Here is a 21,333-nt window from a genome sequence, read left to right as displayed (position 1 = left end):
GCGCTCCGCACTCTGCGAAGCCGCGAATCCAGCGAAAGATGCGAGAGGACGTGTTCATGTCCAACCACAGCACGCACGCCGCCCCCAGAACCCCCACCCTGCGCCGCGGCCTGACCCGCACGGCCGTGGCCCTCGCCGGCGGCGCGGTCGTCGCCACCGGCATGCTCGCCACCGGCGGCGCCGCGAACGCCGCGACCGGCTGGGACGAGGTCGCCGCCTGCGAGTCCGGCGGCAACTGGTCGATCAACACCGGCAACGGCTTCTACGGCGGCCTGCAGTTCACGCAGTCCTCCTGGGAGGCCGCAGGCGGTCTCCAGTACGCCGAGCGCGCTGATCTCGCCTCCAAGAGCCAGCAGATCGCCGCCGGCGAGAACCTGCTGGCCAAGCAGGGTCCCGGAGCCTGGCCCAACTGCGGCTCCGCCCTGAGCGGCGGCGCCGACACCGGCAGCGCTCCCGCCTCCTCGCAGAGCCAGGAGCAGGAGCAGCGGGAGTCCACCCCGAGCCGCGACTCGGAGCAGCGGGCGACCCGCTCCACCGAGCGTGAGAGCACCGAGCCCCAGGGGGACTGGAGCTGCGACGGTGACGGCATCGCCGACAACTGCGATGAGAACGGCTTCACCGAGAAGACCGAGAACACCGAGCGGGACGACCAGGACGAGCAGAAGTCCCAGCCCGCCCCGGAGCCGGCTGCGGAGCCCGCCGCCGAGCAGCCCGCGCAGTCGGCCGGCTCGCAGGCGACCGCTGACCTCCAGGTCGCCGGCACCCTCGAGGTGGACGGGAAGATCGGCCCGAAGACCACCACCGCCCTGCAGGACTGGCTGGGCGTGGAGCAGACCGGAGAGATGAACGAGGAGACCACCCTCGCGCTCCAGGCCTGGGCCGACACCGAGCAGGACGGCGTGGTCGGTCCCAAGACCGTCGCCGGACTCCAGCACGAGATCGGTGCCACCCAGGACGGCGACGACGAGATCGACGAGGACACCACGGAGGTCCTGCAGACCTTCCTGAACCTCTACTGATCCACTCCGGCAGCAACGGTCCGTTCGCCTCGGACCGCCATCGCCGCGCGGCCTCGCCGCAGCTCCCGGACGGCCGGGTCACCCTCGCGGGTGGCCCGGCCGTTCCTCGTCCACCCGGTGACCCGCCGAGGACGGAGCAACACCCGGCAGCAGCGCTGCAACCTCCGGCAACCCCTACCTCTTCCCGAGACCGCTGGGCAGACTCGGGTCACGGACCGCCCTGTCCCGCGCGAGCAGGAACGGCAGGGCCGAGATGCCGACGGCGGATCAGCGCCGACCCCACTCACCGATGAGCACCGAGGAGCACAATGTCGAGCACCACTGCCGCGCCGTCCGGTCGGGACCGGAGGCAGTATCGTCGGCAGTGCCTCCGCCCCTGGTAGGACGGCTTTCCGGCAGGCCCGCACACCTCTCATCGGCCGCGCCCTCCCTCCGGGTCGCGGGCATCCACCACTGAACGGAGACACCATGTCGACGAAGAACGTCCGCCTCGGGATCATCGGGCTCGGCGCCCAGGGTGGCATGTACGCCGGCGTCGTGACCGACGGCAGGATCGAGGGCATGACCCTCGGCGCCATCGCCGACACCGACCCCGCCAAGCAGCAGGTCGCCGCGGAGACCTACCCGGACGTCCCCTTCTACGACGACTACATCGCGATGCTGGATTCCGGCGACGTCGACGCGGTGGTCACCACCGTGCCGCACTTCGACCACGCGGAGATGACGATCACCGCGATCGGCAAGGGCATCCACACCCTCACCGAGAAGCCGGCGGGCGTCTACACCACGCAGGTCGAGGAGATGAACTCCTTCGCGGCGGCGCATCCCGAGACCACCTTCGCGATCATGTTCAACCAGCGCACCAACCCGGTGTACACGGAGCTGAAGGAGCTCATCGATTCCGGTGAGCTCGGCGCGCTGCGCCACACCTCATGGATCATCACCACCTGGTGGCGCCCGCAGGGCTACTACGACCAGTCGGCCTGGCGCGCGACCTGGGGCGGCGAGGGCGGTGGCGTCCTGGTCAACCAGGCCCCCCACCAGCTGGACCTCTGGCAGTGGCTGTGCGGTGCGCCGAAGAAGGTCTTCGCGAAGCTGGCCTTCGGCTTCCAGCGCGACATCGCCACCGAGGACGAGGTCAATGCGGTCGTCGACTTCGGGGACGGCGTCACCGGCAGCTTCATCACCTGCACGAACGACATCTTCGGCACGGACCGCCTGGAGATGCTCTTCGACCGGGGCAAGGTCGTCGTGGACAGCTCCAAGAAGGTGACCATCTACCGCCTGGCGGAGGATGAGCGCACCCTCAGCGAGAAGATGACCATGCAGGAGGTCGCCCAGCTGTTCCGCGGCGAGATGGACCCCTCCTCCGTCTTCACCGTCGAGGAGAAGGAGTACGAGTCGGTGTGGGGCCAGCAGCACATCGACGTCCTGACCAACTTCGCCGCGAACATCAACGACGGCACCCCGCTGATCGCCGATGGCGCCGAGGGCATCAACGGCGTGCGCCTGGCCTCCGGCATGCAGCTGTCGGCCTGGACCGGTCGCGAGATCGACCTGGTCGACTACCCGGCCGAGGAGTACCTCGCCGAGCTCAACCGGCGCATCGAGGAGGAGGGGACGTTCCCCACCCGCTCCTGAACGACCCTCCCCGCCAGGGCCGGTCCCGACCCTCGCACGCCCCCTCCCCCGCCGTCGATCCCCACCACGTCTCGAAGGAGTACACCATGCCCGTCCTCGGACTCCAGCTCATGATGCTCAAGGAGCAGATCCACGAGAAAGGGATGTACGAGGTGCTGCGCCAGGTGCGCGAGCTCGACATCGACGCCGTCGAGGTCTCCCAGGTGGAGATGACCGATGCGCTGATCGACGACCTGGTGCGCGGCAGGGCCGACTTCGGTGTCGAGACCGCCGCGATGAGCGTCTCGATCGCCCCCGGAGGCAACGGCTTCGCGCTCGAGACCGAGTTCGACCGCGCCGTCGAGGCCTGCGCGAAGACCGGCTCGCGCTTCCTGCGGATCGGCATGATGCCCCATCTGGCGATGACCTCGAAGGAGGCCTGCGAGGAGTGGGCCGCTTCGGTGGAGCCCTACGCCGCTCGTCTCGCCGCGCAGGGCATCACGCTGTGCTACCACAACCACCACGTGGACCTCATCCAGTTCGACGGTGAGCGGATCTTCGACATCGTGCGCCGGGTCGCGCCCTCGCTGCTGTTCGAGGTGGATCTGCACTGGGTCCAGCGCGGCGGGATGGCACCGCTGGACATGCTCGAGGCCTACTCCGGGGTCTGCAAGCTGATCCACGTCAAGGACTTCCGCATCGCTCCGGTGTCCCTGGAGACCTACCGCAAGGCCGAGGCGAAGGAGATCGAGTGGGCGGAGTTCCAGGCCGAGTTCCTGTCCCTCACCCAGTTCGCGGAGGTGGGCCAGGGCAACATGAACTGGCCCGCGCTGCTGCCGGCGGCGGAGCAGGCCGGCGCCGAGTACTTCCTCATCGAGCAGGACGACACCTACGGCCGCGACCCGATCGACTGCATCCGCGACTCCCGGGAGTACCTGAGGTCCATCGGGTACTGACCCCGTCGCGGCGCGTCGGCGGCCGGGACGGCACCGCCGGCCTCGTCAGGCGCGACGCTCCTCCGCCACCAGGGCCGCCGCGCGATCCAGGACCTGGGTGCGGGACAGCCCCGCGGAGACCCGGATGATGCCGTGCAGCACGTCCTCGCCGAGGGCGTCCCGGAGCTGCTCGCCGACGCCCCGCTCCACATCCGCTGCGATCAGGGGCGGCGCCCCGGTGGCGAGGTCGACGGCGCTGTGCAGCAGGGCCGCATCCGGGAAGCGGTGCCGTGCCAGCAGCAGCTCGGCCACCAGGCGCACCGTCGTCCAGGCCTGGGGCCAGGCGCCCGCGAGCCGGATGTCATGCAGCAGCGGTCCGGCGATCTCCAGCGCCTCGTCCCCTGCCCCGGTCCGCCCCAGCACGGCCAGCAGCGCCAGCCTCGCCACCTGCGAGATGTGCCGGGCATCGATCTCGTCGGCTCGTGCGGCGGCATCTCGGAGCAGCGCCGCGGCACGCTCGGGCTCCTCCACCACCGCGAGCTCTCCTGCGGCATACAGCGCGAAGGCGTGCGCCGCCTCGGCCCCGGCCGCCTGCGCACCCAGCAGGGCCAGGCGCACCGCTCGGCGGGCTGCGTCGACCTCCCCGGCATAGACCAGGGCGAGGGTGAGGGTGCCGCCGGCGTCGGCGCGATGTCCCACCGCGACGCGCGGCTGGTCCGCGACGGTGCGGGACCAGTGGGCGGCCCCGGTCAGGTCCCCCTCGTACAAGGTGGCGACGGCCATGGCGATGCCCGCCAGCGCCTGCCCCTGGGGAGGCAGCTCCTGGGCCAGGACACGGTGTGCCAGACGCTGGGCGGCGGCGGTCGAGCCGCGCTCCGCACAGGCCAGGGCGCCGGCGGCCACGGCGCTCGACGTGCCGCCGGGGGACCCGCTCGCGCACCTCTGCGCCGTCTCGACGACGAGATCCCCGAGGCCCACGTCGCCGAGCCAGTGCATGTGCAGCTTGAGCGGCACCACGATCTCCGCAGCCTGATCGAGATGTCCGGCATGCAGCGCCCACCGCAGAGCGACGGCGACGTCGGGGGCGCGGCCGGTCAGTCGCCTCGAGGCAGCCGCCGTGGCGCCGCCGATCCAGTCCCGTGCCCCGCGTCGCATCACGGCGGCGACCCAGCGCGCATGCGCCTCTCTGGTCCGCTCCGCCTCCCCGGAGTCCTCCAGCAGCTGGATCGCGCGGTCCCGCACCATCGCCAGCATCCCGAACTCCGCCTCGCCCTCCTCTCCGGGACGACGGACCACGAGATGGGCGGCGACCAGCTCCGCGAGATCGGTCGCGGTCCGCGCAGGGTCCGAGCGGGCAGCGGCGTGCGGTGCGACCGCGCACGCGGCCTCCTGGTCGAACGGCCCGGCGAACACCGTGAGCCGGCACAGCAGGTCGCGCTGTCGCGCGGTGAGGAGGCGGACGGACCAGTCCACGATGGGAGTGAGCTCGGGCAGGGCGGACCCGGGCTCTCGCGCGAGCAGCTCCGCGACCGCGTCCACCCCGATCGTCGCCGCCCGGGAGGCCGCCAGCTCGATGGCCAGGGGGAGCCCGTCCAGGCGCCGGCAGAGACGCTGGACGGACACCGGCCTCCCGAGATCGGCCGCATGACGCACCCGGGCGAGCCGTTCCGCGAACAGCTGGACGGCGGGGTCCTCGTCCCCCGGGGTGCTCGGCGCGGCGAAGGGCTCCACGGTCAGCACCTGCTCGGCGGCGACCTCCAGCCGATGCCGGCTGGTGGCCACGATCCGCACCCCGGCGCAGTGCCGCGCCACCTCCGCGGCGAGCGCCGCCACCTCCTCGCGCACGTGCTCGCAGTTGTCCAGGACGAGCAGCAGCCGCGACAGGCTCAGCAGCTCCACGATGTCCTCGGCCCGGGAACGGCGGAGGCCGAGCGCTCGCGCCACACGGCCGGTCACCTGCCCCGGGACGGCGACGGACAGCTCGACCACGACCGCCGCCCGGTTCTGCATCAGCGCGGGCAGCGTCTCGGCGACCAAGCGGGTCTTGCCCACCCCACCGACCCCGGTGACGGTGACCAGGCGGTTCCCCCCGACCAGGTGCACCAGTTCCTGCTGTTCCCGGGCCCGGCCGAGGAACGCGCCGGAGGTGTCCACCCAGACCGGCGGGACCCGGGACCATCCCGGGTCGGTGCCGCGCGCGGGCTGCGGGGGCGGGTCGCGGCCCAGGATCCTTCCCTGGAGCGCGAGCAGCGCCGGCCCGGGATCGAGACCGAGCTCCGCGGCCAGCTGATCCCGATAGGAGCGGAAGCGTTCGAGGGCCTCGGCCGGTCGACCGGCGTCGTGCAGGGCGCCCATCAGCAGCTCGACGGCATGCTCTCGGAAGGGGTCCGCGGCGAGCAGCTGGGCGAGCACGCTCGCGGCCTCACCGTGCCGCCCGCACTCCCCCAGCGCGGCGGCGTGCTCCTCGAGGGTGTCGCTGCCGAGCCGGTCCAGGCGCGCGGCCTCGGCGGTGACGGCGCCGAGCTCTGCATGCTCACCGTAGGCGGGCCCGCGCCACAGCGCCCGGGCCTGCTCGAAGAGCTCGAGGGACCGCGGCGGCCCGGCCCGGTGCGCTTCCCGGCGCAGCTGCTCGAATCGCTGGGCGTCGATCCTCCCGGAGGCCACGCACAGCCGGTACCCGCCTGGCGCCGAGTCGATCGCGGCCTCGCCGAGAGTGCTGCGCAGGCGGGAGATGACGGTGTGGAGCGCCCCGCGCGGGTTCGCAGGCAGGGCCCCGGGCCAGACCGCCTCGATGAGCAGGTCCCCGCTCACCACCTGCCCGGGGTGCACCAACAGGCACGCCAGGACCGCCTGCTGGTGACCCGACGGCAGCCGCAGGGGCTCGTCCCCGAGGAGCACCTCCACGGGGCCCAGCACCAGGAAGCGGAGCTCACTCACGGCGGCCTTCCCGCCATGGCCAGCGGGCTGAAAGGTCCATGAAAGGAGGATCCCACAGTCTGGGTTCCACGACCACTGCCAGGAGGATCAGTCATGACCACCACCGACCTCGACCCCACTGCCGTGGAAGCCTTCGCCCAGCAGGTGGCGGCCTCCCTGAGCGGCGGCGCCACCACCGCGATGATGGTGATCGGCGACCGCCTCGGCCTCTATGCCGCTCTCGGCGAGGCGGGACCCCTCACCCCCGCCCAGCTCGCCGCCCGCTGCGGGACGCTCGAACGCCCCCTGCGGGAATGGCTGTCCCAGCAGACCGCCGCCGGGATCGTCGACCACGACGCGGACACGGGCACCTTCGCCCTGCCGCCCGAGCGCGCCGCCGTGCTCGCCACGGACGACTCGCCCGCCAGCCTGATCGGGGCGGCACCGCTGGTGACCGGGTTGCACCGGGGGCTCGACCGGCTCACCGAGATGTTCCGCACCGGTGCCGGGATCCCCTGGGGCGAACAGGACCCCACCATCCTGGAGTCCACCGAGCGGTTCTTCGGCTCCGCCTACCGCGGGTTCCTGGTCCCTGAATGGCTGCCTGCCCTGGACGGGGTGGAGGAGCAGCTGGCCCGCGGCATCCGCGTCGCCGACGTCGGGTGCGGGCACGCGGCGCCGCTGCTGATGCTGGCGGAGGCGTTCCCGGCCTCGCAGTACACCGGCTTCGACCTCCACGCCGGCTCCATCGACGTCGCTCGCCGCCGGATCTCCGACGCGGGGCTGAGCGATCGGGTGAGCGCCGAGGTCGCCTCGGCCGAGGGCTACCCCATCGCGGGGTACGGCCTCATCACCTTCTTCGACGTGCTCCACGACCTCGGTGACCCCACCGCGGCGGCGGCCCATGCCCGCCGGGCGCTCGCGCCCGACGGCACCGTGATGGTGGTCGAGCCCCGCGCGGGCGATGACCTGGACAGCACGGTGGCGACCATTCCGATGGCCGCGATCAGCTTCGCGGCCTCCACCAGCCTGTGCGTGCCCAATGCGATGTCGCAGCCCGGCGGCTCCTCCCTGGGCAGCCAGGCGGGCGCCGACGCGGTGTGCCGCGTGCTCGCGGCGGCCGGTTTCTCCCGGGTGCGCCGGGCCGCTGACACCCCGTTCCACACCGTTCTGGAGGCTCGACCATGAATACCGTGCGCACCGCTCGCACCGTCGCCCCACCCACCGTCACGGTGCTGGGCAGCGGCCCGGCCGGTCTCAGCAGCGCCGCCCAGCTCCAGCACCGCGGCGCCCGCGTCACGGTGCTGGAGAAGGGGGGCGCGGTGGCCCAGGCGTGGGCGTCCCGCTACCGTGGCCTGCGCTTCAACACCAGCCGAACCACCTCGGCCCTGCTCGGGCATCCGTTCCCGCGGTCGTTCGGCCGGTTCCCCACCCGCGACCAGTACGTGAGGTACCTGCGCGACTTCTGCCGGGAGCAGGAGATCGAGGTCCGCACCGGGTGCACCGCCACCCGCATCGAACCCGCTGAGCAGGGCTGGGTCGTGGCCACCAGCGCCGGCCCCGTGCGCTCCGAGCACGTCGTCGTCGCGACCGGCCCGTTCAACGCCCCCGCATGGCCCGAATGGGCGGTGGGATCACCGTTCCGCGGGCAGCTCGTGCACGCCGCGCACTATCAGGACCCTGCCCCGTTCGTCGGCCGGCGCGTGCTGGTCGTCGGGGCGGGCAGCACCGGGATGGAGATCGCCCACGAGGCGGCCGTCGCAGGCGCCGCCGAGGTGACCCTGTCGGTGCGCACCCCGCCCACGCTGCTCCTGCGCGAGTTCCGGGGGATGGCCGGGGATCTCGGCGCACCGCTGATGCTCCACCTCCCCGCCGCCATCGCGGATGCCGCGCTGCGTTCGCTGTCCGCGGCGATGGTCGGGGATCTCGCCCCGTACGGGCTGCCCGTCCCGACGGAGGGTGCGATGACCTCGTTGAGGCGCCGTGGGGCGGGCATCGCGGTGGTCGATCCGGAGGTGATCGAGGCGATCCGGGAGGAACGGATCCGGGTGCGGCCTGCCGTGGTGGAGCTCGGCGAGCACTCGGCACGGCTCGGCGACGGCTCCGACGTCCAGGCGGACGCGATCGTGGTGGCCACCGGTTATTCCTCGGGGCTGGCGCCGCTGATCGGGCATCTCGGGGTCCTCGATGTCCGAGGGCTCCCCCGCGACGGCCGCGGCCACGAGCTGCTGCCCGGCCTTCGGTGCCTCGGCTACGTCGCGCGTCCCGGACTGACGGGCTACGATTCCCGGCTCGCTCGACGCATGGCCCGGGAGCTCTGCTCCCCGGCAGGTGCCCGGCCCCGGGGCCGTCGGCTCGAGCCCTCGCAAGGCATCCCCACCGTTACCATTCCGTGACACTGGCCACAGCAAGCGGATTCCTGAGTGGACTGTGCACGGTCGTGCACCGCACTCCCGGATCCGGGGCGTACTGTCGCCCGCTCCACCGATCTCAGGAGGCACTGTGAAGATTCCGAGCCACCGGGCGCTCCGGCGCATGCTCGCCGCTGTCACGCTCACGACGGCGGTCGCCCTGACGGGATGCAGCGGTGACCAGGCCGCCCCCACGGGCGCCAGCGACCAGGGCGGCCAGGCGCCTGCGGCCAGCGACGGCGGGCAGCCGCAGCTGCCCGACGCGGATGTCTCCGACGTCCCGGACGTCGTCGCCGAGGTCAACGGCGAGAAGATCACCAAGGACGAGTTCGTCTCCGTGTACGAGGGGCAGTTCCAGCAGGCCGCGATGCAGCAGCAGAGCACCGGCCAGGAAGTGGACCAGACGGAGCTCAAGCAGCAGGTCGCGAACCAGCTGGTGGACAACCGTCTGCTGGTCCAGGGAGCGAAGGAAGCCGGGATCGAGCCGAGCGAAGAGGACATCGACGCGACCCTCGAGGAGATCGCGCAGCAGAACGGCCTGGGCTCCGGCGACGAGGTGGTCGCGGCGCTCGAGAAGCAGGGCATGAGCGAGAAGGACATCCGCAAGGAGGCCGCCTCGCAGTTCACGCTGACCTCCTTCGTCGAGCAGGAGGCCGATATCCAGCCGCCGAGCGACGAGGAGCTGAAGACCCAGTACGACCAGCTGGTCGAGCAGCAGTCCCAGGCCGGCGGTCAGCAGGCCGAGGTGCCTCCCTTCGAGGACGTCAAGGAGCAGCTGGCCCAGCAGTCGGTCAGCCAGCAGCAGAACGAGGCGGCGACCACCATCGCCGCCGAGCTCCGCGAGGCCGGCGAGGTGACCATCAACCTCTGATCCGGATCACGTAGGGTCCGGGCCATGATCCTGATCAACGTGAAGTTCCCGGTGAAGCCCGAGTTCGCCGACCAGTGGCCCGAGCTCTCGCGCGAGTTCACCGAGACCACCCTGGCCGAGCCCGGCAACCTGTGGTTCGAGTGGTCGCGCAGCGTGGAGGAGCCCAGCACCTACGTGCTGATCGAGGCGTTCACGGACGAGGGCGCGGGCCCGCACGTGAACTCCCCGCACTTCGCAAAGATGCAGGAGGAGTTCCCGCAGTACCTCGAGCGAACCCCGCAGATCATCTCCCACCAGATCGACAGCGAGGGCTGGGGCCCGATGGGAGAGATCACCGTGGAGTGACCACGGTGCGCAGGCTGCGGCGTCCTCGCTAGGGCGCGGACCTCGAGAACCCCGTGTGCTCCGCGCTCCGCGTCGCGGAGCAGATGGGACATGAACGGGTAGTGGCCGGGCTCGGGCGGGGTCAGCTCGACGAATCCGCCCTGCGCCGGCAGCAGGCCGAACGCCTGGGAGCCCTCGCCGGAGCCGGTCTCCACCAGATAGCGGCCCTCGCTCCACACGGTGTCGAACTGGGTGCCGATCACGTGGAAGCTCAGCGGCCGTTCGGGGCCCGCATCGAGCACCCAGAACCTCACCCGCTCCCCGGCCGCGGCCTGCAGCGGGGCGTGGACATACTGCGCCGCATAGCCGTTGAGGACGACCAGGTCCGGCTCTCCTTCCGCGAGCGCGTCGCCATCGAGCTCCTGGCCCTGTGCTCCGAGGTAGTACTCGCCCTGGATGAGCACGTAGCTGCGGTCCACGGCGGGGAGGTCCTCCGGTTCGATGATCACCGCGCCGTACATCCCCGAGGCCACATGGGCGGAGACCGGTGCGGTCCCGCAGTGGTACATCCAGATCCCCGCCCGTTCGGCGGTGAAGGTGAAGGTCAGCGACTCGCCCGGGGCGATCGTGCGCATGGGCCCGTCGGGGGCGAGCTCACCGGCATGGAAGTCGATGGAGTGGCCGATGGTGCCGTCGTTGACCAGGGTCACCTCGAACACGTCCCCGACGCGGCCGTGCAGCACCGGCCCGGGTGCGGTGCCGCCGAAGGTCCACAGCTGCTGGGTGATGCCGGGGGCGACCTCCCCCTCCTGCTCCGTGACCGCGAGCGTGACCTCACGAGTGACGGGGCCGTCGCTCGGCGGCAGCGGAGGCAGTTCGGCGTCGTACGGGGTGAATCCCGCACCGGGCTCGGTGGCGAGGTCGATCGCGGGCTTCTGGACGGGACCCCGTGTCCCCGCGCCGTGGGCATGCTCGGCAGGATCGCCCTCCGCACCGGCGACCGCAGGGGACTCGCCCGGGTCGCCGCCGGTGGCGATGATGCTCAGCGCCATCCCCTGCTGGCGGTGCCCGGCGATGCCGCACCAGGCGTCGAGGTCGCCGGTGACCACGCCGAGGTCGAGGGTCTCGCTCTGGCCGGGGGCGAGGCGCGCGGTGCGGGCGCCGTTCTCGAGGACCAGGTCGTGGGTCATCGCCGGATCGGTGTTCGTCAGCTCGATGATCAGGTGCGTGCCGGCCGGCACCTCGATGCGGTCCGGAGTGAAGCGGAGATCCGCGGCACTCACCGCGACCGTCTGCACCGGCGCCTCGTCGTCCGCGGTGTCCCCGGCGGCGGTCTGCGGCGCCGGGGAGGCGCCGCTGCCCCCGGCGAGCGGGTGGAGGGTGCCGATCGTGAGGACCGTGAGGGTGGCCAGCAGCAGGGCGCCGACGGCGGCCCCGGCACGTCGTCCCCCGAAGCGGGATGCCCCCACGGCCGTGGGGGCTGCGGGCGGCGCGGGCGTGGTGAGGGCACCGGTGGCAGCCCTTGCCGTGGGACGTGCGGGCGACGGGCTCGGCGCCGCGTGCGGAGTCTGTGCGGCGCGCGTGGCGGGTGCGGGACGTGGTGCCGGGCGGGTCGGTGCGCGCGTGGGGCCCAGGAGCGCACTGCTCAGCGCCGTGGCGAGGAACCCCAGCAGCGCGAGCACTCCCAGGACGCCGCCGAGCTGCCAGGCCGGGCCCCAGCCGAGCGCATCCCCGAGCCCGAGCCGCACCGCGAGGCTGAGCTGCAGCAGCCCCAGCGGCACCCAGAACGCGCTGCGGTAGGGCAGGTCGATCCGCAGCACAGCGGGCAGGATCGTGCTCGCGTGCGCCATGATCATCGAGATCGTGAAGCCGAGGAACACTGCGTGGGCGACGGCGTCGTAGGCGCCGCCCTGCGGGGTGCCGCCCAGCAGCAGCACGGCGGCGGCGATGGCGAGCCATCCGTAGCCGCACAGGATCGCCGCGGCCATGAACCGGGTCGCGCCCCGGGTGCGCAGGGTGCGGCGCGCGATGTCATGGGGGATCAGCCACAGCAGCAGGGCGCCCAGCGCGGCACCGAGCAGGATCGCGCCCGCCTCCGGGAACACCACCCCGACCAGCAGTGCCACCACCACCCCGGCTGCGTGCACCAGCACGCGGACGCCGGCGCCGGCGCCGAGCGTGATCCGGGCGAGCTCGACGCGTTCGGCGGCGATGGTGAGCACCACGAAGCCGATCAGCCAGGGCAGCACCTCGGCGAAGTCCGCTCCGCCGGCCCAGCGGATCGCGGCCCCGCAGGCCAGTCCCGCGGCGAGCAGCTCGGTGAGCACGGCCTCGTCGTGCTGGCGCCGCCACAGCGGGAGGTAGAGGAGGGTGAACGCGGCGGTGCCGGCGACCAGCAGCAGCTTGCCCACGCCCAGCGGCACCGGATCGGCGACCAGCGCGATCGCGCCGAGCCCCAGCAGCGCCGGGGCGAGGAAGCCGTACCAGCGGGCGAGGGCGGTCGCGCGCTCCAGCGCGATCAGGGTGCCGACGAAGCCGAGCACCAGCAGCATCCCGTGCACCACCGGCAGCCGGTCGGTGCTCACCGGGGCGGGCAGTCCGATCAGCAGCAGCGCGGCGTCGAGGCCGGCCAGCAGGGCGAGTCCGGCCGGGAGCATCCAGGCCAGGCGCCAGGACGGGGATCGGCGGCGCGGCGCGGCGGGGCCGCTCATCCCGCATCCCGCAGGCGCAGCTGGCACTGCCCGGGGGCGGCGAAGGGGAGCAGCTCGACCTCGGGCCGTCCTCCGTCGAGGCCGGGCGCACCCTCGAGCAGGCCGGCGAGCAGGCCGCGGTGCACGGAGCAGACCACCTCGGTGTGGCGGCTCGCGGCCTCCAGCAGCGGGCAGCGGTGCAGCACGATCTGCTCGCCGTCGTCCTCGGGAGCGAAGCCCTGCGCGGCCATGGCGTCGGTGACGACATCGCGGGCCGTGGCGGGCGGGGCGGTCTCGGGGAGGTCCGCGGCCAGCTGTGCACCCCAGCCGCGGCCGGCCTCGTGGGCGGTGGCGGCGGGGTCGGGGCTGGTGCGGGCGATGGTCCCGGCCAGCACACCGGCGAGCGCGGCATAGGGCGAGGCGGGACCGTACCGGGTGGGACGCCAGAGCCAGGCGGGGCGGCCGCGCCCGTCGGCGGCCGCCCGGGCGCGGGTGACGTGCCCGTCGGCCAGCAGCTGGTCCAGGTGGCCGCGCACGGTGTTCTCGTGCAGCCCGGTGGCGCGGCCGATCGCGGCGACCGAGACCGGGGAGCGCTGCGCCTCGACCGTGCGCAGCACCTGCTCGCGGGCGCTCGAGTGGCGGCGCCCCGCGGCGCTGCGGCGCGGCGGCGGGCCGTTCTGCGCGGCGGGACCAGTGCCAATGTTTTCCACGGGATCAAAGGTAATATATTCAGCGGACCCGATCCGCCACGATCGTCCCGAGGGGACGACAGACAGGAGCCGACATGGCAGACATCCAGATCCAGAGCTCGCGCGAGGACGCCGTCGATCAGAAGCCGTCCCAGCAGGGATGCGCCTGCGGGGAGCATGACGAAGCGCTGCCCGAGCTCGACGTGCAGACGATCCCCCACGCGATCCGGCACGCCTCGATCTTCGGGGCGATCGAGTCGCTGGTGCCCGGCGGCGGCATGATCATCTCTGCCACCCACGACCCGGTGCCGCTGCTGATGCAGCTGCAGGCCAAGCACGGGGACGCCTATGGGACCGAGTACCTCGACCAGGGCCCCGAGCGCTGGCGCATCCTGATCCGTCGCGCCGCCTGAACCCTGCGCACGCCAGGACCGGTGCCGCGGGACCGGTGCCGAAGGAGGGCGGATCGGCGCCGCGGAAGCGGGGCCGCAGCAGAAGGTCAGTGCTGCCCGTGCCGACCCAGCGTCGTGACCGGAGTCGCTCCTGGCCGTGCCCATTGGGGCAGGGGCCTGCTGGCCTCTCCCCAGGTGGGGGTGCCCTCGGCGTCGGAGCGCCAGCTCCAGCAGGCGTGGTGCCCGGCGGGCCAGCCGTCGGGCACCTCCTCCCAGTCCTCGCTGCGACCGTAGGGCGTCATGTCCAGCAGGCTCATCGAGAAGTTGACCGCCTCGTTGCCGCGCCCGGTGGTGCGGTAGGTGAGGAACACCCGGTCCCCGTCACGCAGGAAGCTCGCCAGGTGCCCCATGTCGCCGCCGATCGGGGCGGGGGCCTCCCGCACGGAGTACCAGGGCACGCGGCGGTAGCCCATGAATGCGGTGAAGGGGTGGACCTCCTCCCAGGGTCCGGTGGTGAGGATCGCGAGCGAGACCCCGTGGGCGTGGAGGTAGGTGGCGTCGTGCAGGTGCCAGGCAGTGGTGGTGCAGCCCTCGCACTGTCCCTGGTGCGGGGCGCCGTCGTGCCACATGTGCTGGTAGACCATGAGCCGGTCGCGCCCCTCGAACAGGGACAGGAACGGCACGGGGCCGACGGGGCCGGTCACCGGGGTGCTCGCGTCGACCTCCACCATCGGCAGCCGACGCCGCGCGGCGGCGATCGCATCACCCTCGCGGGTGTGCGCCTTCTCCCGCATCAGCAGCTGGTCGCGGGCGGCTTGCCAGGATGCCATGTCGACGATGGCCGGCCGGCCGGAGGGTTCCGTCGAAGGATCCGTCATGATTCGGTGCTCCCACTGGTGTTCTCGGTGCTCCCGCCGCGGTCCCAGGCGGATCCGGGTGGTCGCGGCAGGTATGTCGGCACGTACTCCAGCAGCTGCAGACCGCCCTCGAAGGTGCGGGCGGCGACGAGTTCGAGGGAGTAGTCCTCGAACTGCTCCCAGATCCGCTCCAGCCCGGAGCGCCCGGTGAGCACCGGGAACAGCACGATGCGGAAGCGGTCCACGAGGCCCGCCTTCATCAGCGAGTGGCTGAGGCGGATGCTGCCGGTGGTGGTCAGCGGCGAGGTCGCGGTGCGTTTGAGCTCCCTCACGGCCTCGATCGCATCGGTGCTGATCAGGGTGGTGTTCGGCCAGGACAGCGGCTTCTCGAGAGTAGAGGAGAAGACGATCTTCGGCAGAGCGGCCATCTGCGCGAAGCTGGCCTTCTCCTCCGCGGAGACGTCGATCTGCTGGGCCTGCACGGCCATCTGCGACATCAGTCGGTATGTGGTGGCACCCATCAGGGTCACGGAGTCCGGTTGCTCGCCCAGCCAGGCGAGGTACTCGGGACTCTGCAGACCCCACCAGCCGGGCCAGCCCTCACCGGCCGCGCAGCCGTCCAGTGAGAGGATGAAGTCCACCACCAGCTCTCCCGGCGCGGCTTCCGCGGCGGCCTGACTGCTGTGCGTGCTCGTATCGCTCATGGCGATCGCTCCTCGGAGGAATCCGCCCCGGCAGGCGCCGAGGTCCGGTCCCCTTCACCCAAGCACGTCCGGGGGCACCCGTCCATGGTTCCGGCACCCGGATCCCGGCACTGCGATGTCGACGCCGTGATCGCTGCGCCCTGGCCCCGGGCGCGGACCCTTCTCGGCGGATCCGCCCTCAGGTGCCGCGCACCCCGCGCATCAGCGTGACCAGCATCCCGGCGAAGACCGCGGCCCATGCGCACACTGCGACCACCAGCCCGGCCACCCCGATCCCCTCCACCAGCGGCAGATGCTCGACGTGGCCCAGCCGCAGCGAGGCGACGGCGAACATGCCCAGCGGGAACACCATTGACCACAGCGAGGGGACGTAGCGCAGCGGGACCCGGTGGATCAGGTGGCGCCACAGCCCCGCCCCGAACAGCAGCGGGTACTGCCACAGGGCGAAGCACCAGAAGAGCACCACGGTCCCGCCGATCAGCCCGCGGGCGGCGTCGACCATCGGCACCGGCTCCATGGCGTAGATCCCCGCTCCGGCGACGACGGCGATCGCCAGCGCCCCCATCGCCACCCAGTAGGTGGGCTCGAACTGCTGCGGCGTGATCCCGAAGTGCACGATCCGCAGGATCACCAGCACCGCGATCCCCACATAGAGGATCGTCCCCACGGACCAGGACAGCACCGTCAGCAGCCCCAGCGCCGAGGCGAAGGCGGGCGAGGCCGGCTCCAGGCCGGACAGGCCCACGGCCAGGGACTGCGAGGCGACCGACCAGACGAACCAGCTGCCATTGGTGCGAGCCAGGATCGGCTCCCCGTCCCGGGTCATCAGCACCTGCCAGGGCAGCACATACCCCAGCACGATCCAGATCGAGGCGCCGATCCCGAGCAGCACCACGGAGGCCATGCCCAGACCTTCCGCCTGCAGGCCGACGGCCAGCACGCTGCAGGCGGCGACGACCGTGAAGTACCCGAAGGCGCTCTCGGGATTCTTCGCGTCGCTGCGCATCCGCTCCCGGTGACGGATCCACCGCGCGATGTAGAGGACGGCCAGCACCGCGGCGGCGAGCACCCCGAGGCCCAGCAGCACCCGCGCCACGCCGGCGGCTCCGGCGGTGCGCAGCCCGACCGACACGATCCCGGTGGCCATCACCAGTGCGAAGTAGCCCGGAGCGAGCCCCGCGAGCGCCTGGTCGGCGCGCGCGGTCAGCGTCAGTGGGGTCGAGGTCGAGGAGGGCACGTCACCATTGTGCGATGAATACGGTGACCTGGGGCATCGAGACATGCATCCCAGCCCTCAGACCTTGCACCCAGTGCAACTTTGCACCTAACCTCGTGCGCGGCGGCATCCGCCGCACGATGAGCGGGGACACCGCCCGGCGAGGATCAAGACGGGGGAGGATCCCACCATGGGCCACACCGACGACGAGACCCCGGAGGCGAGCGGCCGCACACAGCCTGCGGTGAACCCCATCCTGGTGATGGCGGTGCTGCTCGCAGGCGCGTTCGTCATCATCCTCAACCAGACCCTGCTGAACACCGCCCTGCCGGCGTTCATGGTGGACTTCGGCATCTCCGCGAACACCGCCCAATGGGTGACCACCCTGTTCATGCTGGTCAACGGCATCATGATCCCGGCGACGGCGTTCCTGATCCAGAAATTCACCACGCGCACGATGTTCTTCGCCGCGATGGGCATCTTCACGCTGGGGACGATCATCTGCGCGATCGCACCCATCTATCCGGTGCTGCTGCTGGGCCGGGTGGTACAGGCCGCCGCCGGCGGCATGATCATGCCGCTGATGCAGACGATCCTGTTCGCGATCTTCCCCATCCACAAGCGCGGCACCGCCATGGGCACCTTCGGCCTGGTGATCTCCTTCGCCCCCGCGATCGGGCCGACCTTGTCCGGCTTCATCGTGGACAACTGGTCATGGCGCTGGCTGTTCGTGATGATGCTGCCGATCGCCGTGGGTGCCCTGATCTTCGCCCACCTCACGCTGAAGAACGTGACCGAGCAGACGAACCCGCACCTGGACACGCTCTCGCTGATCCTGTCCACCTTCGCCTTCGGAGGGCTGCTGTTCGGCTTCAGCAATGCGGGCAATGTGGGCTGGGGCAGCCTGCAGGTGATCATCCCCCTGATCGTGGGCGTGCTGACCCTGGTCTGGTTCGTGCACCGTCAGCTGCGCCTGGAGGAGCCGCTGCTGGAGCTGCGGGTGCTGGCCAACCGCATGTTCGCCCTCGGCACCGTGCTGGGCATGCTGGTGTTCATGGCGATGGTCGGGGGGATGCTGATGATCCCGCTGTACATGCAGAACATGAGTGACTTCAGCGCCATGGAGTCCGGGCTGGTGCTGCTGCCGGGCGCGGTCATCATGGGCGTCATGTCCCCGGTGACCGGGCGGATCTTCGACCGCTTCGGGGCCTCGGCGCTCGCGATCATCGGTTTCGCGCTCCTGGCGGTCACCAGCTTCCTGCTGGCCCAGTTGAGCGTGGACACCACCTTCACGTACATCGCCGTCGTCAACGCGGTGCGGATGCTGGGCACCGCGATGGTGATGATGCCGGTGACCACGGCGGCGCTGAACCAGCTGCCGCAGCGGATGATCCCGCACGGCACCGCGGTGAACAACACGATGCGCCAGGTCGCCGCGTCCGTGGGCACCGGCGTGCTGGTGACGGTGATGACCGCCGCTGCGAGGGATCCCGAGGTGTACGGCATGGCGGGCCCGATCCACGGCGTGAACGTGGCGTTCATCGTCGCCGGTGGGATCGCTGTGCTGGGGCTGATCGGCTCGTTCTTCCTGCGCGGCTCGCGGCCGCAGCAGCCGGAGTCCGTGCCTCTGCCCGAAGAGTAGTCTTCCCGGTCACCGAGGGCCCCATCCCGGGAGGGCTCATGAGCAGGACCACCGGATCCAGCACCTGGACCGACCTGTCCGTCCTGGAGCACGGCACCGCCTCTGTATTCTATCGTCCTGTGTGCGACGCCCAGCTGGTGCCACCGGGAGCGCCGAAGGAGGGTGCATCGTTCCACGACGCCGCCAACGGTCCGGGCGAGACCGCGAGCCAGGCGCAGGTGGGGTGATAGCAGGTCAGGGGATTCTCAATACGAATGGTCGGCATGGAGCTTTGGCAAGGGGAGGCAAGGTCAGGACTCAGCCCCTCTCCACGAAGAGCATGCGACAGCAGTTCTCCTGCCACGCCCTTGGCGCAATCGGCGCAGGCACCTGGGGCTTGGGGCCTGGGGCCTGGGGCCTGGGGCCTGGGGCCTGGGGCCTGGAATCCTTCCGAGTCAACAGGACTGCGCACTGTTCAGCCGGTGGCGGGGTCGGCGCGTCGGTGCGGGGATAGACGTCGAGGTCTCCCGATGATGGAAGTTCTGACGCTCGCCATCTGGAAGACCTCGACATGTCTAACGCTACCTTCTCGGCCCCTGATCTCGATGCTTTCTGCGGCTTGGACGGACTCGGCCTCACAGCCACCGGCCAGCGCATGATGCCGATGTAGAGCAGCTCGTACTCATCACGGCACCGGTAGTCGGCCTCGGGCACGTCGAGGGCACCGCGCCTGAACCACCAGCCGTAGATGCCGGGAGACGCAGGAGCGAACTCGACGTGGGCTGCGGGGGTGGGATCTACCGGGTCGAGGATTAGCTTCGCCGCTGGAGACGAGTCAGCCATGATCAGACTGTAGCGGTGCTCAGCGACCCATCACGTAGAGCCCTGCACCGGGTCGGTGCGGCTCATGCACGGGCCCGCACCTCGCGCTCAGCCGCAACCCCTCCTCGATTTCAGGACATCTCGCTCATCTGTCATAGACGTCGGCGAAGATGAAGAGATCAGTTTCCTCGCTCACCGACGAGAAGGACATTCCCCATGACCATCGGCTACCGATCGATTCTGCAGCTCGACGACCGCGAAGACGCGCTCCGCGTGGCGGAGGTACAGCTGCGCGGCTGGCTCACTGACAAGGCACGCAAGGGCAACAGCGGACTCGAGACGACGGAGTGGGAAGGCGAAGGCGAGCACCATCTGGGCCCCCGGAACACGTTGACTGTCGTCGAGCACGTCAGCAACGGTGACAATCTGCGGCGTGCCTCGCTCGAGTACGTCGAGGAGAACTCTCATGGGATCTGGACGACCCGCGTCTACGCGATGTCCAACCCAGACTCGCGAAAGTACCGTCAGGTGCTGTGGTTCGAAAGTGAAGGAGAGCGAGCGAACAATGGCACTCCCTTAAAGCCGGCGACCCCGCGGATCGTTCGCAACACTCTCGAGACGAACGAAGCCCGGGATGCGAGTGTCCCGATTCTCGCTGGCCCGCGAACTACACGCGGGGACGACACGGACGAGCTGCTGGGTTACATCGAGGACGCCCACCGGAACATCTCGATCGTGGTTGCCGCCCCGATCCCCGGGGTGGACAGCGAAAGCTGGGCAAGGGCCGTTGACTCCCTCACGCGAGACACCCTCGGCTGCGCGTCCTTCTTCGTTCTCGACGCCGACGCCCACACACGGCTCAACGAACAGCTGGGACAGGCCCACGCGATCCCGGCGGGGGCAATTCGAACGTTCACCCCACAGGTCGATCTGACCGACCCGGCTGACGCCCGGAGGCACCGAATGCTCACGGCGCAGACTATCCTCACGGGGCTCGGAGATCACCTCAAGTTCGACGAGCGCACTAAACGTCTGGTCTCGATTACCCCGAGGCTGTCGCTCCTGGAGCGAGATCTTCCAGCGGAGCTCACTCGCACGGTGAGGATTCTCCAGCGTCAACAGATCGCGGCGGCCGAAACGCCAACTGTCGAGCAGGCCCCGCATCAGTCACCGACAGCAGTCGCTGAACCGTCCATCACCGCTGAGGCCCCGCAGCGGGACACCGAGCCAACTACTCTGCCCGAAACGCGCGCTCCGTGGTACGAGGGGCTACGCGCCTTGATCCAACGGATAGTCGGACGCGACAAGGTCGACGAACAGGCGCTGCAGACTATCGCCGAACGATTCGATCGGAACGAGACGGCAGCACGTACCTCTGCTGCGATGGCTACCAAGCTGCAGGTCGAACGCGAGAGGCTCGAGGACCGTGTGACTGACCTCAAGCAGCGGCTTGAGGCCGAGCAGTTCGAGCGCGCAATCACAGAGGAAGACCGCCAGGCTGCGGAGAAAAAGACCCGGGCGCTCGAGCTCTGGCGCTCCGAACGGGAAGATCGCTTTGAGTTCGTCGAGACCCCTAATGAGTTGTGGGAAACCGACCCGGTCAATGTCATGGCGATCATCGAGCGCCTCACCGGCGGCTCGGAGTTCAGCGAGGTCCGGAAGCACGTGACCCTCACGGATCCGACCCGCGCGATCGATGACGCGGACGCGATAGACGCCATCGACAAGAGCAGCCTGTACGCGACGTCTTTCTGGGAGTACGTCCTCGTGCTCCGGGATTATGCGATCGCGGTCGACGAGCAGGGCTTCGAGGGGAACGTCCACATGTACTTGAAGTCCGACGCTGCCAGAGGCCGGAAGTGCCCGGGCCAGCGCCATCGCGCCAACGAGAGCCAGACCGTCCAGAACAACAAGAAGCTCCGGCGAGAGCGAACCTTCCCGGTACCAAAGTCACTCGATCCTTCGGGCCAGCTCTTCATGGCCACGCACTTCGCTCCGACACACCGGGACCAGAACGCCCCGCGTCTGTACTACGCAGTAGGCAAAGAAGGTCCGACCACCAGGGCCTACATCGGATACATGGGCGTACATCTGACCAATACCAAGACCAATTGAGTGATGCCGCTATGACGCCTCGGACCTCCATCATTGCAGCTGGAGGACGACCAATGGGCGCTGAGCCCCTCGGGCTGCTGAAGTAGGCAATACAGGTTGATAGCTCCCTAGAGTATGCCGCAGAATTCACC

16 protein-coding genes and 1 pseudogene are annotated in these 21,333 nt (G+C 70.7%); 11 read left to right on the top strand and 6 right to left on the bottom strand.

The features are described 5' to 3' along the window. The first annotated feature begins 56 nt into the window (after nucleotides 1-56). The 3 genes from CFK38_RS07740 (at nucleotide 57) to CFK38_RS07730 (ending at nucleotide 3,595) form a co-directional block, all read left to right on the top strand. Nucleotides 57-1,019, top strand: a complete 963-nt coding sequence (locus CFK38_RS07740; protein ID WP_096802558.1) for a transglycosylase family protein — start codon at nucleotides 57-59, stop codon at nucleotides 1,017-1,019. Between the two features lie 468 nt (nucleotides 1,020-1,487). Then, nucleotides 1,488-2,660 carry a Gfo/Idh/MocA family protein gene (locus CFK38_RS07735; protein ID WP_096802557.1) on the top strand — a complete coding sequence of 391 codons (1,173 nt, stop codon included), beginning with the start codon at nucleotides 1,488-1,490 and terminating at the stop codon, nucleotides 2,658-2,660. Nucleotides 2,661-2,746: 86 nt separating this feature from the next. Continuing rightward, entirely contained in the window at nucleotides 2,747-3,595 is an 849-nt protein-coding gene (locus CFK38_RS07730) for a sugar phosphate isomerase/epimerase family protein (protein ID WP_096802556.1), read from the top strand. A gap of 45 nt (nucleotides 3,596-3,640) precedes the next feature. Here the strand turns inward: CFK38_RS07730 and CFK38_RS17765 are convergent, their stop codons facing one another. Beyond that, on the bottom strand, nucleotides 3,641-6,511 hold the full coding sequence (locus CFK38_RS17765; protein WP_096802555.1) for an AfsR/SARP family transcriptional regulator: 2,871 nt from the start codon (nucleotides 6,509-6,511) through the stop codon (nucleotides 3,641-3,643). A 93-nt stretch (nucleotides 6,512-6,604) separates the two neighbouring features. Between CFK38_RS17765 and CFK38_RS07720 the strand changes: the two genes are divergently transcribed. The 4 genes from CFK38_RS07720 (at nucleotide 6,605) to CFK38_RS07705 (ending at nucleotide 10,117) form a co-directional block, all read left to right on the top strand. Beyond that, nucleotides 6,605-7,678: a class I SAM-dependent methyltransferase gene (locus CFK38_RS07720; protein WP_096802554.1), complete on the top strand. Its 1,074-nt coding sequence runs from the start codon at nucleotides 6,605-6,607 to the stop codon at nucleotides 7,676-7,678. Then, on the top strand, nucleotides 7,675-8,886 hold the full coding sequence (locus CFK38_RS07715) for a flavin-containing monooxygenase (RefSeq protein WP_096802553.1): 1,212 nt from the start codon (nucleotides 7,675-7,677) through the stop codon (nucleotides 8,884-8,886). Before CFK38_RS07720 ends, CFK38_RS07715 begins: the two co-directional genes overlap by 4 nt. A gap of 106 nt (nucleotides 8,887-8,992) precedes the next feature. Further along, the gene (locus CFK38_RS07710; RefSeq protein ID WP_096802552.1) at nucleotides 8,993-9,772 is read left to right on the top strand and encodes a SurA N-terminal domain-containing protein; all 780 of its coding nucleotides are present in this window, start codon (nucleotides 8,993-8,995) and stop codon (nucleotides 9,770-9,772) included. A gap of 24 nt (nucleotides 9,773-9,796) precedes the next feature. Continuing rightward, entirely contained in the window at nucleotides 9,797-10,117 is a 321-nt protein-coding gene (locus CFK38_RS07705) for a putative quinol monooxygenase (RefSeq protein ID WP_096802551.1), read from the top strand. 482 nt (nucleotides 10,118-10,599) lie between these two features. Here the strand turns inward: CFK38_RS07705 and CFK38_RS17575 are convergent. Then, nucleotides 10,600-11,946: pseudogene (locus tag CFK38_RS17575) on the bottom strand (cupredoxin domain-containing protein); the annotation flags it as partial. 857 nt (nucleotides 11,947-12,803) lie between these two features. Then, a complete protein-coding gene (locus CFK38_RS07695) occupies nucleotides 12,804-13,496 on the bottom strand; it encodes a helix-turn-helix transcriptional regulator (RefSeq protein WP_096802550.1) in 693 nt (230 codons plus the stop codon). 74 nt (nucleotides 13,497-13,570) lie between these two features. Here CFK38_RS07695 and CFK38_RS07690 point away from each other — a divergent pair, with 74 nt between their 5' ends. Beyond that, entirely contained in the window at nucleotides 13,571-13,888 is a 318-nt protein-coding gene (locus CFK38_RS07690) for a DUF2249 domain-containing protein (RefSeq protein ID WP_096802549.1), read from the top strand. Between the two features lie 86 nt (nucleotides 13,889-13,974). On the opposite strand, the gene CFK38_RS07685 is transcribed toward CFK38_RS07690, so the two are convergent. From CFK38_RS07685 to CFK38_RS07675, 3 genes are all read right to left on the bottom strand, one after another. Beyond that, nucleotides 13,975-14,745 (bottom strand): DUF899 family protein, encoded by a 771-nt coding sequence (locus CFK38_RS07685; protein WP_096802548.1) that lies wholly within the window; start codon nucleotides 14,743-14,745, stop codon nucleotides 13,975-13,977. Further along, nucleotides 14,742-15,428, bottom strand: a complete 687-nt coding sequence (locus CFK38_RS07680; RefSeq protein WP_096802547.1) for a dihydrofolate reductase family protein — start codon at nucleotides 15,426-15,428, stop codon at nucleotides 14,742-14,744. Before CFK38_RS07680 ends, CFK38_RS07685 begins: the two co-directional genes overlap by 4 nt. A 178-nt stretch (nucleotides 15,429-15,606) precedes the next feature. Next, a complete protein-coding gene (locus tag CFK38_RS07675) occupies nucleotides 15,607-16,665 on the bottom strand; it encodes a tellurite resistance/C4-dicarboxylate transporter family protein (protein WP_096802546.1) in 1,059 nt (352 codons plus the stop codon). Nucleotides 16,666-16,834: 169 nt separating this feature from the next. Here CFK38_RS07675 and CFK38_RS07670 point away from each other — a divergent pair, with 169 nt between their 5' ends. From CFK38_RS07670 to CFK38_RS07660, 3 genes are all read left to right on the top strand, one after another. Beyond that, entirely contained in the window at nucleotides 16,835-18,286 is a 1,452-nt protein-coding gene (locus CFK38_RS07670; RefSeq protein ID WP_096802545.1) for an MDR family MFS transporter, read from the top strand. 38 nt (nucleotides 18,287-18,324) lie between these two features. Beyond that, a complete protein-coding gene (locus CFK38_RS07665) occupies nucleotides 18,325-18,513 on the top strand; it encodes a hypothetical protein (protein WP_096802544.1) in 189 nt (62 codons plus the stop codon). 790 nt (nucleotides 18,514-19,303) lie between these two features. Continuing rightward, nucleotides 19,304-21,202: a hypothetical protein gene (locus CFK38_RS07660; protein WP_096802543.1), complete on the top strand. Its 1,899-nt coding sequence runs from the start codon at nucleotides 19,304-19,306 to the stop codon at nucleotides 21,200-21,202. Nucleotides 21,203-21,333: the final 131 nt, after the last annotated feature.

Origin of the sequence: Brachybacterium vulturis, assembly GCF_002407185.1 — a bacterium.
GTDB lineage: Bacteria > Actinomycetota > Actinomycetes > Actinomycetales > Dermabacteraceae > Brachybacterium > Brachybacterium vulturis.
Note: the sequence above shows the minus strand (reverse complement) of the source record. Positions and strands in the feature narration are given on the sequence as shown.